Annotated in this window: 8 protein-coding genes; 5 read left to right on the top strand and 3 right to left on the bottom strand. The window is 62.9% G+C overall.

All coding sequences use genetic code 11. The annotated features are described in order from the left end of the window. Nucleotides 1-1,548, bottom strand: a complete 1,548-nt coding sequence (locus BM317_RS08285; protein WP_092473896.1) for a MocR-like pyridoxine biosynthesis transcription factor PdxR — start codon at nt 1,546-1,548, stop codon at nt 1-3. Between the two features lie 100 nt (nt 1,549-1,648). Between BM317_RS08285 and BM317_RS08280 the strand changes: the two genes are divergently transcribed. From BM317_RS08280 to BM317_RS08270, 3 genes are read left to right on the top strand one after another with little or no spacing between them, the layout of a single operon-like run. Then, on the top strand, nt 1,649-2,290 hold the full coding sequence (locus BM317_RS08280; protein WP_092168322.1) for an FMN-binding negative transcriptional regulator: 642 nt from the start codon (nt 1,649-1,651) through the stop codon (nt 2,288-2,290). 2 nt (nt 2,291-2,292) lie between these two features. Further along, nucleotides 2,293-2,739: a GNAT family N-acetyltransferase gene (locus tag BM317_RS08275; RefSeq protein WP_092473894.1), complete on the top strand. Its 447-nt coding sequence runs from the start codon at nt 2,293-2,295 to the stop codon at nt 2,737-2,739. 10 nt (nt 2,740-2,749) lie between these two features. Beyond that, nucleotides 2,750-3,421: a GNAT family N-acetyltransferase gene (locus BM317_RS08270; RefSeq protein WP_092473892.1), complete on the top strand. Its 672-nt coding sequence runs from the start codon at nt 2,750-2,752 to the stop codon at nt 3,419-3,421. Between the two features lie 93 nt (nt 3,422-3,514). Here the strand turns inward: BM317_RS08270 and BM317_RS31020 are convergent, their stop codons facing one another. Next, complete coding sequence (locus tag BM317_RS31020) at nt 3,515-8,461, bottom strand: OTU domain-containing protein (protein WP_256574081.1); 4,947 nt, start codon at nt 8,459-8,461, stop codon at nt 3,515-3,517. A gap of 176 nt (nt 8,462-8,637) precedes the next feature. Further along, entirely contained in the window at nt 8,638-9,537 is a 900-nt protein-coding gene (locus tag BM317_RS08260; RefSeq protein ID WP_092473890.1) for a homocysteine S-methyltransferase family protein, read from the bottom strand. Between the two features lie 114 nt (nt 9,538-9,651). Between BM317_RS08260 and BM317_RS08255 the strand changes: the two genes are divergently transcribed. Together BM317_RS08255 and BM317_RS08250 are read left to right on the top strand one after the other, a co-directional pair. Then, nucleotides 9,652-10,473 carry an ABC transporter substrate-binding protein gene (locus BM317_RS08255; RefSeq protein ID WP_092168310.1) on the top strand — a complete coding sequence of 274 codons (822 nt, stop codon included), beginning with the start codon at nt 9,652-9,654 and terminating at the stop codon, nt 10,471-10,473. Beyond that, the gene (locus BM317_RS08250) at nt 10,470-11,303 is read left to right on the top strand and encodes an amino acid ABC transporter permease (protein WP_060739974.1); all 834 of its coding nucleotides are present in this window, start codon (nt 10,470-10,472) and stop codon (nt 11,301-11,303) included. Before BM317_RS08255 ends, BM317_RS08250 begins: the two co-directional genes overlap by 4 nt. Nucleotides 11,304-11,565 lie beyond the last annotated feature (262 nt).

Raw genomic sequence — 11,565 nt, 5'->3', positions numbered from 1 at the left:
TTAAAGTGCCCAGGTTTTTTCCAGGCTCGCCAGTGCGGCAGCGATCGCCGCGGGCGGCACGGCCGCGAAGCCCAACACCAGCCCGGCCCGCACCTGTGTCGAGGCCGTGGTCGGCAACCAATAGCTGCTCAAACCATTGACTTCGACCCCCGCCGCCGTCGCCTGGGCAATCAGGTCGCGCTCCCGGGCGAGGCTGTCCACCGGCACCGTGACATGCAGCCCGGCCACGACGGTCGGCAAGGTGCCAACCCCTGGAATGTCTTTGGGCCAACCCGCCAACAGCGCGTCCCGTCGGACCAGCGCGGCCCGCCGCATGCGCCGGATGTGCCGCTGGAAATGCCCGGCGGCCATGAACTCGGCCATTACCGCCTGGGTGCTGACTTCGGAATGGCGCACGTCCACGGCACGACGCCGGGCGAAGGCGTTGACCAGGCCCGGCGGCAGCACCAGGTAGCCCAGGCGCAAGGCCGGGAACGCCACTTTGCCGAACGTACCGACGTAGAGCACCCTCCCCTGGCGATCCAATGCCGCCAAGGGCGCCAGGGGCGCGCCGCTGTAGCGGTACTCGCCATCGTAGTCGTCCTCGACGATCCAGCCCTTGTTGCGCTCGGCCCAGGCCAGCAGTTCCAGGCGCCGGGGCAGGCTCATGACCACCCCGGTCGGGTATTGATGAGACGGGGTGACGTAGGCCAGCCGGCAATGGCTCAACCCACCGAGCGCCGTGCAATCCAGGCCCTCATCATCGACCGGCACGCCTCTGACGTCGGCACCGGCGACGGCGAACGCATGCCCGGCCGCGCGATAGCCGGGATTTTCCACCGCCACGACGTCGCCCGGGTCCACCAGCAGCTGTGCACAAAGGCTGATGCCCTGCTGTGCGCCACTGGTGATCACAATTTGTTCAGCCGTGCAGTGCAGCCCCCGGGAGCTGCGCAGGTAAGCGGCGATCAGCCCGCGCAAGCGCGCATCCCCTTGGGGGTCGCCATAACACAGCTGCTGCAGATCCGGCTTGCGCCAGAAAGCCGCGTTCAGCTTGGCCCAGACGTCGAAAGGGAACAGATCGAAAGCCGGCACACCGACCCTGAATGCTCGCGGCGGGCCACTGGGCGGCTGGGGTAAATGGTGGTTTTCGACCCGATTCAACCCATCGCTGTGGATAACTTTACTGGATGAAACCACAGGCAAATCCAGCCAATCTGTGGATAAGGCTGTGGGTAAGCCTGTTGAAAACCCTGTGGATACTTTTGTGGATATGTTTTTCAGCGGCAGGGTCGTCGAGGACAGTTTCGCCACATAGGTGCCGTCCCCTACCCGCCCTTCGATGAAGCCCTCGGCGTAGAGCTGGTCGTAGGCCCGCACCACGCTGTTGCGCGAGATCGACAAGGCCGCCGCCAGGTCACGGCTGGCCGGCAGGCGCGTGCCGCTGGCCAGGCGTCCGTCCAGCACCCGGGTGCGCAGCGCCTGGTAAAGCTGGCGGCTGAGCCCCTGGCGGCGGTCCAGTTCGATGCCGGCGGGGTTGAACGACAGTGGCGGCACGACGTTGTGCATGGCAGCCCTCACGAATGGACCTATCGAATTGGCCGGAAGTGGCTCTTACAACAGACCAATAGCCTGCCTAGGATGCTCGCATTCGCCAAGGAAAATCATCATGTACAACCCCAAAGCCTTTGCCGTCGAAGACTTGCCCCCATTGCACCAGATGATGGGCGATTGCCGCCTGGCCGTGCTCGTCACACACGGTGAACACGGTTTGCAGGCCAGCCATTTGCCGCTGTTGCTGGACACGCAACAGGGGCCGAACGGCACCCTTTACGGGCACATGGCCCGGGCCAATCCACAATGGCGCGACTTGCAAGCCGGCGCCGAGGCCCTGGTGATATTCGCCGGTGCCGAGGCCTACGTCAGCCCGGGTTTCTACCCGAGCAAGGCCGAACACGGCAAAGTCGTGCCGACCTGGAACTACGTGGCCGTACACGCCTACGGCAGCGCGGAGGTGTTCAGCGACGCGCAGCGCCTGCGCAACCTGGTCGGCGCCCTCACCGACCGCCACGAAACCGCTCGCGAGCAGCCCTGGAAAATCGACGATGCACCGCCGGAGTACATCGACAGCATGCTCAAGGCCATCGTCGGCTTCGCCCTGCCCATCCAGCGCCTGGAAGGCAAGCGCAAGCTCAGCCAGAACCGCAGCCCCGCGGATGTCGCCGGGGTACGCAACGGCCTGGCCGCCAGCCCCGACCCGCAGGACCAGACGCTCGCGCGGCTGATGCCTGATCCATCGTCCAAGGAGTGAACATGAGCCAGATTGAAATCCGCCGCGTCAGCGCCAACGATCACGCCGCGTGGCTGCCGCTGTGGCAGGCCTACTTGCGTTTCTACAACACCGAGCTGCCGGAGGCGGTCAGCCAAAGCACCTGGCAGCGCTTGCTCGACGACCGCGAGCCAACCCACGGTGCCCTCGCCTGGAACGGCGACACGGCAGTCGGCCTGGTACATTTCATCTACCATCGTTCGAACTGGAGCATCGAAAACTCCTGCTACCTGCAAGACCTGCTGGTGACAGAACAGAGCCGTGGCACCGGTGTGGGTCGCCAGCTCATCGAATTCGTCTACACCACCGCCAAGGCCGATGGCTGCTGCAAGGTGCACTGGTTGACCCACGAAACCAACGCCACGGCGATCCAGCTGTACGAGCGCATCGCCGAGCGCCCAGGCTTCATTCAATTTCGCAAAGCCCTTTAAGGAGCCCCCCATGTCGTCTTCACTCGCTGATTGGAAAGGTGTCCCGGCGCCGTCTGCGCAGTTGCTCGAAGGGCATTTCATTCGCCTGGAAAAACTCGATCCGGCGCGGCATGCCGACGGCCTGTGGCAAGCCCTCGAAGGGCCCGGGGCCGATCCGAAACTCTGGGATTACTTGCCCTATGGCCCGTTCAAGGATCGCGGCGCGTTCGATGCCTGGCTGAACAACCACGCCGCCAACACCGACCCGTATTTCTTCAGCGTGATCGACCGCGCCAGCGGCGAGGTGCAGGGCATTCTCAGCCTGATGTCCATCGTCCCGGCCCAGGGCCGCATCGAGATCGGCCACGTGACCTTCGGCGCGCCGATGCAGCGCTCGCCGAAAAGCACCGAGGCGGTCTACCTGCTGGCGAAGGAGTCTTTCGCCCTGGGTTACCGACGGCTGGAATGGAAGTGCAACAACGGCAACGCCCGCTCCAAATATGCCGCCGAACGGCTGGGATTCACGTTCGAGGGTGTGTTCCGCCAGCACATGGTGGTCAAGGGCCAGAACCGCGACACCGCCTGGTACTCGATGCTGGATTCGGAATGGCCCGCTATTGGCGCCGGGTTCGAACGCTGGTTGAGCGAGGAGAACCAGCGCGAGAACGGGCAGGTGCGCGGCTTGGTGGAGTGCCGGTCCTAGGTCCGATGCCGGACACTTGCCCCGTGGTTGGCTGTAAGCCAAAAACCCGTGGCGAGGGAGCAAGCTCCCTCGCCACGGGGGTTGGTTGGCCTGTCAGGACTCAGGCGGTTTCCTCGTGGCCAGGAATGGCTCGAGCACCTCGGGCGTCACCCCTCTTCGGGCAAACGGCCAGGCCCATTGCGGTATGGCCCCATGGGCGTTCACATAACTGGCGAAATCCAACCGGCTGTGCCCCGCAAGCCCCCCCGAAAAATCGAAGTTGTAGAGGAAGTACTGGGCTTGCCTGTCGCTCATGCTGTAGGCATCCAAAATCAGCCGATGCGCCCGGGCCTCATCCTGGGTCAGGCTGTCGATCAAGGCGCTCGTGAACGTTAACTCGCTGTCGAGCGCACCGGGTCGGCCCAGCACGAACCGGATGTTGTCGTTGCTGAAGTGCGGCCCGGTCAGATCCAGCCAAATGCTCCGGGCGCTTGCGCGCGTGATCCCGCGCATGGCGAGAATGGACGACCACAGGTCCGGCCTGTTGAACAGGATCGCGATCCGGCTATTGGAAAACGGCTGGCCCGGCGCACTGAACAACCTGGCGACAGCAGACAAGTCGCTGTCCCTGACGTATCGGGCCTCCAGGATAAAGCCGGAGAACGCCAGCAAGGCCCTCCGATGCGTGAACAGATTTTGCAGATTCCAATCATCGAACGGCTGCATCCAACGGATATCGACGCTGCCGTACAGCTCCAATTCGTCATAACGGCCCGTGAGATATCGGGCAATGAGTTCAAGCCGCGCATCGGATAAGCCAGGGGTGCGTATCCATTGCGCAAGCAGGTTCAAGGGGAACAGCCCGCCCAGGTTGGAAGCGATCAAGGGTGACTTGAGCAGGATGGTCGCCCGCCTCGACAAGATAGGGAATCGTTGGAGGGCGACAGTCAGCAGGTCGACCAGGTCCTCGGCCCGATCGTATTGAATGAATTGCGCCAACAGATCTTCATCGTCGAACAGGCTGCGGCCGGTTTCCTCCTTGAACCTTATCCCGACCTTCTTCAAGTCTCCACTGTCCACCAGATAGGCACCGTTGAGCGTGTTTTCGAGTTGGTCTTCAGTGAGATGGCCATGCACGGCCTGGTCGTAGCGGACGTACGCCATGCTGTTCTTGGGGTGGTGATCGGTCAGGTCCCGGGCCTTGACCCCGTACTCGAGCATGATATGGAGCACGTCCTGGGAGAACATGAGGAATTCATTGTTGAGCAGCTCGGCAACCTCCGTATGCTCGACAGGCGCCAGCAGCGTGTCCTCGAAAAAGCTCTGCAAGGACTGATCGTTTTGGGTGTAGTAGGGAATGCTGCTCAGCACCGGTCGCCCCGGAGCCCGGTGAGATAGGAAGCTGCCGATGTGGCGCAGTATTTCCGGCGGCAAGGCAGCGTCCGATGCCCGGTTCAACACCCTGCGCGCCATGTCGTCTGCATGCAGGTGCAAGAGCCTCAGCAGCGGTTGAAACAGGTTATGCGGGTTGCGCATTCCGTAGACAATCTGACTCAGGTCGAATACCGCCCCCTCGCCCAACAGGTTCTCCAAGGGACGGGCATTATCGACGAGCGCCTGCTGCAACCCGGTGGGCTGCGTCACCAGGTAATTGTTGAGCTCCGGGTGCTGATCGATGTAGGCGGCGGCTTCATTGCGCAATCCCTGCATCGAAAACCTCGGCTGCGCCTGCCCCTCGTTCAAGCCCCGCGCGAGGGCGTTGAAGAAGCAATCGCCGTCGGCCGCGAACATGACGTCCGTATCGTCAGCCAGCCTCAAGGTGTAATGGTTTTCCTCCGTGCGTATCAACACCACGTCGGTGCTTGACCTGAGCGGATGCGTGCCCGATGGGTAGCTGCTTTCGTACTGCCCTGGGGTGAAACGCACGGTCCAATCCCGGTGCCCATGGCGTCGATCGATGATCAGCAAGCTGCGATTTCGCGGCCAACTCGCAATACGGGTGATGAAGGAAGGCACCAGTTCCATGATCTGGACGTCCCATACCCCTGGCGTACGGATCAGGTCGGAAACGGCGCGAAGCGAGGGTGCCGGTCGCTTGGGGTCTGAAGGGCCCGGCTGGGGAGAGCCTTGCGACGATCGTTTGCCTCCGCCCAGGCCAGAGCCTACGGCGCGCCACTCGCCATCGGGCCCACGGGCCACCGTGCTCCTCATCACCCCGCTGGAGCGGATGCTAAACCCCGTGGCCGGGTTGACGATGGTGGCTTCGGTGGCGTTGAGCGGCGTATGGTCGTGCACCCGGAACACCGTCCCATCGGGTTGCCGTACATACACCTGGCGCGTGACGCGGCCCGTGGCGCCGTCGGTGATGGCGGGGCGATAGAAGCCCCGGGTATCCGCTGACAGCCCACGGAGCAACGCGGTATCCGTCACGGCATAACGGCGGTACAGGGCATCCTCCAGGGGCAATCCGAGCAGCGCTTCAGTCGAGTTCTGCCGAGCCGCTGCCGGCAGGAAAGTCCCCTGGCCTCGTACCTTGAATGACACGCCGCCGAGGCCTGGCGACCGTCGGGTGTTCGCCACCGTGTGCACGAACATCAGCGTGTCCAGGTGCGTGGGCACGGCACCGGTCTTGAGCACCAGCAAGCCCGTTTTGACCGCACGCGTCAGCATCTGGAAACCGGGGATAAGCAGCAGCCCTGCCAGGTCCATGACCAGCTCCACCACCATCATCGCCAGCCTCAAGGCGGTTTGGTGACTGATATCCCGGTTGCTGTTGGAGCGGTGATCAGCATGGGCGCTGTGGAAGTTGACGTGGGCCCGGTGAAAGTCCTCGAGGAAGTTGCCACTGATCAGGAACCCTCGAACCAGGGGGCGACCGCGATATTGCCCCAACGCACGCTTGATCTCCTCCGGGTCGAGGGTGGACATGCGCGAACGGAAATACGTGCGCCATTCTTCTTGTTGCAGCAACCCCGTGACGCCATCGCTCAGGTCCGAAAATTCATGGAAGTCATCGCCATGAGGGCTGTCCGGGAAATAGACGCCCACGGTTCCCTCGATCAGCGGCCCCGCTTGGTCAGAAAGAATCAGCACGCCATCGATACTGATCGCGTTGCCCAGGGTGCCGTGCTGCAAACCGACGGTGCCGCCCAGGAGAAGTCCGTAGACGCGCACGCTGCGCCCGCCGACCGATGGGCGCTTGGCGGCGGTGGGCGATTGCAGCAGCGCCTCCAGCCAGGCCGCGACCCGCTTCTGCGCCTTCGGTGGGCTGGTGTCGGGATTGATCACCGTCGCCGTGAACACATCGTCGCCCCGGAGCCCGGCCGCGTAACCTTTGAACTCGAGGTTGGCCAGGTACGCCGCCTGCCAGGCCGCCTTGTAGTGCGGCGCGTTCATTTGTTCGCGAAGCAGGATTTCATAGCGGCCACCGGCATCGATGCTCGACGCCATCCGGGCCAGTTCGCTCCCGGTCACCGTGATCAGGAAACCGCTTGCCGGGTGCCGGACACGTTGACCATGCCGGTCGACCAAATCAACGGCCAGCACTTCTCTCATTGCGTTCGGGTACTGCGGCGCACGCAGATTATCGAGCATCAACTGCGTCAGGCTGCTGGTCCGGGACTGCCTCGGGTTGGCCCGGTCGCCGAAGAACAGCCTGACCATGGTCCGGTCCGGATCCGGCTCTATGCGCGGGTGGATGCTTTGCTGAAGGTATTGCCGGATCTCCTGGCGAGTGAACTGCACCAGCGTCGGGACACCGCTGCCCAACGCGTAGACGGCCTGGAATACCCGGTCTTCGAGATGGCGATAGCGGGCCTGTTCGGCCCGCGTCGCGGCTTTGTAGAAACCCGGGCGACGATTGTCCACCAAGGTTTCCTGGCGGGCCGCCAGCGGCCCGGTCAGTGACAACATGGGCAGGCCAAGGGCAGCTTCCGTTCGTTGGGCAAAGACGTCCACCGGCACCGTTGCGTTGTCCGGCGCATCCAGTACTGCATCCAGGGCAGCGCTTTGCATCTGCAGCAAGTCCGCTGCCGCCACCTCGAACACATGCCCGGCCAGTTCAGGGGACATATCCCGGATCGAGCGTTCCTGGCCCTCGTGGAGCGGACGGACGTTGTCGACCAGGTCCTGGAAAGAATGAAATCGCTGCAGCCCGCGTTCCAGGGAATACAGGAACAACGAGGGCCGGTCGGTGAACTTGATCACCATCGCCGCGGGCCATTTCTGCGGCGAATCCGTGCCCTGGTCGAGCAGGACGGTATAGACATGGGGAATGGGCGCCCGTAGCAGCCGGTTCCTGTCAGCCTGGGAAGGATGGGTGGTGATGAGGTCCAGCAGGCGATCGTCATCGGCCTGCTGGATTCGCGCGGCTTGGGTGAGTGGAGCGGCAGGATCCCGATCCGCTTTATACAAATTGAACAGGTGCAGGAATCGTTGGGAAAGCAATTGGGCAAGGACCGCTTCTGCCGTGGACGATGCGTTCGCCTCGCTGGCGTCGCCCCGGTTCTTGCCCAGGCGAAAGTGCGCCAGTTCGTCACGGAACTGACCTTTCACCCGGTCGTTCGCCGTGGGCCGGGAAATATGGAACACCGATTCCAAGGTCCGTAGCGTCTGCGCATCCGGTTGCCGGGCGAATACGCTGTCGGCCTCCTCCAGCGAGTCCGGACGGGTGAAGAAGCCGACGCCACCGTTCGTGAAGTCAGGCGCGGTGTCGCTGAGCAAACCGTTGCGCAGGACATCGGTGAAACGCTCCGAGGACGTCAGGGCACGGCCACCGGCCTGGTCCGTGGTAAAGCGGTTCACGTAGCAGTTATCCGGATCGATATCCGCAAGCAGCGATGGGCGGAATCTGTCGGCGGGAATCTTCGCCTTGAGCAGGTTGACCAGCAGGTTCCCAAGCACCCCGTCGAACGTGGGAAGGCCTGCAAACAACTGGGTGAGTTGAATCTGGTTGGTGTCCAGCAACTCCAGTTGCCTGAGTTGCACCCTTGCCTGGGCGCTGAGCGGTTCGCCCTGGGGGACGACGGCGTTGGCCGGGTCGCCTTTGGAGAAAATAGCCATCTGAATGGTCCGGTTCTGATTGAAGAATCCGGACCCTATCGCGCCGTCGCCGCCCAAACGGCATACATATTTATAGCGTGGCTAGGCAGCCTGGCGAAAAACGTAATCCAACGTGTCGCCCTCTATCGATGGCCGTGGGGCCGGCCTGGCGTGAGGGCAGTCACCCGCCAGACGGCTCAGCCCAGTTGCTGCGCCAATACCGCAATATGCTCCGGCCCGATCCCGCAGCAGCCGCCCAAGTGGCTGGCCCCGCGCTTGCGCCAGTCAGCCGCCCATTGCAGGTATCCCGGTGGATCGAGGTCTTCGCGCAGCGGGTCCAACCCGTCGTTGGCGGTCGCTTCTTTGGGTTGCGGCGGAAAAGCGTTGGCATAGGCGCCGATGTGGATCGCCACGCCCAGGCGCTCGAAGGTTTCGCGGGCAGCGTCAATCGCCGCGCCGATCACCTCCGGTTGGCTGCAGTTGAACAGCAGCACTTCGACGCCCAGTTCGGCCGCCACTGCCGCGGCTTCCGCCACCGGTTCGCCGGAGCGCAGGCGCGGTACTTCATCAGTGTCTTCGTCTTTCAGGGTGAACGACAGCCAGAACGGCTTGCCGTCCTTCGGCAACCCGGCGTGAATCGCCCGCGCTTCAACGGTCGAGCTTTGGGTCTCGGCCAGCCACAAATCGATGTGGGGGGCCAAGCCGCTTACCAGGGGCGCCAACAGTTCACTGGCGCGGGAAGCGTCGAACAGATCCGGCCGATAGGAACCGAACAGCGGCGGCAGCGACCCGGCCACGCGCACCGCTTTGCCTGAGGCCTGCACCGCCCGTTGCGCCAACTCGCCAGCCAGCGCGGCCAGGGCCTGGCCTTCGGCGGCGAAACGCGCTTCGCCAATATGGAATGGCACCACCGCATAGCTGTTGCTGGTGATCACGTTGGCGCCGCTGGCAATGTAGGCCGCGTGCACGGCTTCTACTGCCTGGGGCGCTTCGCTCAAGGCCAGGGCCGACCACTCGGGCTGGCGGAACGGCGCGCCCCGGCGTTGCAGTTCGCGGCCCATGCCGCCATCGAGAATGACTGTCGTTGCTGCGCCCATATGCGATTCACTCATAAGCTTATGAAAAATACTCACTACCGGAGTTGTTCTTATAACTATTTAATACGCACCATTCGGTTAACTACAACTTATTTTTCTACCCAGGGACTTTCCGTGAAATCACAACCATTGCTGGCCCTGGGCCTGACATTGCTGGCCGCCTCTTCGCAAGCGTTTGCCGGTGCCACGCTGGATCGCATCGAACAGAAAAAAGAACTGGTCGGCGTGTTGATGGAAAGCTATCCGCCCTTCTCGTTCCTCAACGATCAGAACCAACTCGACGGGTTCGACGTCGATGTGGCCAAGGCCGTGGCGCAGAAACTGGGGGTGAAGCTGCGCCTGGAGACGCCGTCCTGGGACGTGATCGCGGCCGGTCACTGGAGCGGGCGATATGACATCTGCATCTGCTCCATGACGCCGAGCAAGGCCCGCGCCGAAGTGTTCGACTTCCCGGTGCAGTACTACGCTTCGCCCGCGGTGATCGTGGTCAACGCCAAGGACGACCGTATCCACGGTGCCAAGGACTTGAGCGGCAAGAAAGTCGGCCTGACCAGCGCCTCCAGCTACGAAAGCTACCTGAACAAGAACCTGGTGATCGAAGGCGCCGAGGATACCCAACTGAGCTATCCGTTCGAGGACGTGCAGGTCGCCCCGTACGATACCGACAACGTGGCGTTCCAGGACTTGGGCCTGGGCGCCGGGGTGCGCCTGGACGCGGTGCTGACCAACCTGGTGACGGCCCAGCCGCGCCTGACCGAAGACAAGCGCTTCAAGCTGGCCGGCGAGCCGCTCTATTCCGAACCGAACTCGGTGGCCATCGAAAAAGGCGACGCCCAGTGGGACAGCAAGGTGCGTGAAGTCTTCGCCCAGTTGAAACAGGACGGCACCTTGAGCAAACTCTCGCAAAAATGGATCGGCGCCGACATCACCCAATGACTTCTTTTCCACCCCCTCAGCCACCGCCATCGGTGGCTGAGTCACGTCTGCAGAAAATCTTCGGTTTCCGCACCCGGCTGTATCTGACCTGGGCGGCCATGCTGGTGCTGTTCGCGAGCTTCTTCCTGAGCTTCGACCTGAAGTTCTCCATCATCCTCGACAAACTGCCGAACCTGCTGGGTGTGCACCTGGCGCCCAATGGCTTTTTGCAGGGTGCGGTGCTGACGTTGTTCCTGTGCCTGTGCTCGATCGTCGCCTCGTCATTGCTGGGCTTCATCACCGCCCTGGCGCGGCTGTCCAGCAGCGCGGTGGCGTTCGGCATCGCCAGTTTCTACGCGTCGTTCTTTCGCGGCACGCCCCTGCTGATCCAGATCCTGCTGATCTACCTGGGCCTGCCCCAACTGGGCGTGGTCCCAGGCGCCATCGCCGCCGGGATCATCGCCCTGTCGCTGAACTACGGCGCCTACCTGAGCGAAATCTTCCGCGCCGGCATCCTCGGCGTTCCCAACGGCCAACGCGAAGCCTCCCTCGCCCTGGGCCTGAGCGAAACCGTGATCTTCTGGCGCGTCACCCTGCCCCAGGCCATGCGCACCATCATCCCGCCGACCACCAACCAATTCATCTCCATGCTCAAGGACTCTTCGCTGATCTCGGTGATGGGGGTTTGGGAAGTGATGTTCCTGGCGCAGTCCTATGGTCGTTCCAGCTATCGCTACATCGAAATGCTCACCACGGCGGCGATCATTTACTGGTTGATGTCCATTGCGCTGGAGCTGATCCAGGCGCGGATGGAGCGGCATTATGGGAAGGCGTATCTGAATAACCGCTGAGCTGTTGCCAGAATTGCCGGTATGACTCACCCGCATGGCCCGGTACAAAAACCTGTGGGAGCGAGCTTGCTCGCGATGACGCCGGCACAGCCAACATCACCGCAAACTGCCTCACCGCTATCGCGAGCAAGCTCGCTCCCACAGGAGAAACACGTTCATTCCTAACCATGCACCGAGCCTAGGCGAGGTGCCGAGTGGTGGAGTATTGCTCCGTCAAACGCCGGTCAAATAGAAAGGTCCGTGGGGGCTGTAAGGCAAAGCT

This window comes from Pseudomonas sp. NFACC24-1, assembly GCF_900115235.1.
GTDB lineage: Bacteria > Pseudomonadota > Gammaproteobacteria > Pseudomonadales > Pseudomonadaceae > Aquipseudomonas > Aquipseudomonas fluorescens_AA.
The sequence above is the reverse complement of the archived record's forward strand: the minus strand, read 5'-3'. Positions and strand labels throughout refer to the sequence as shown.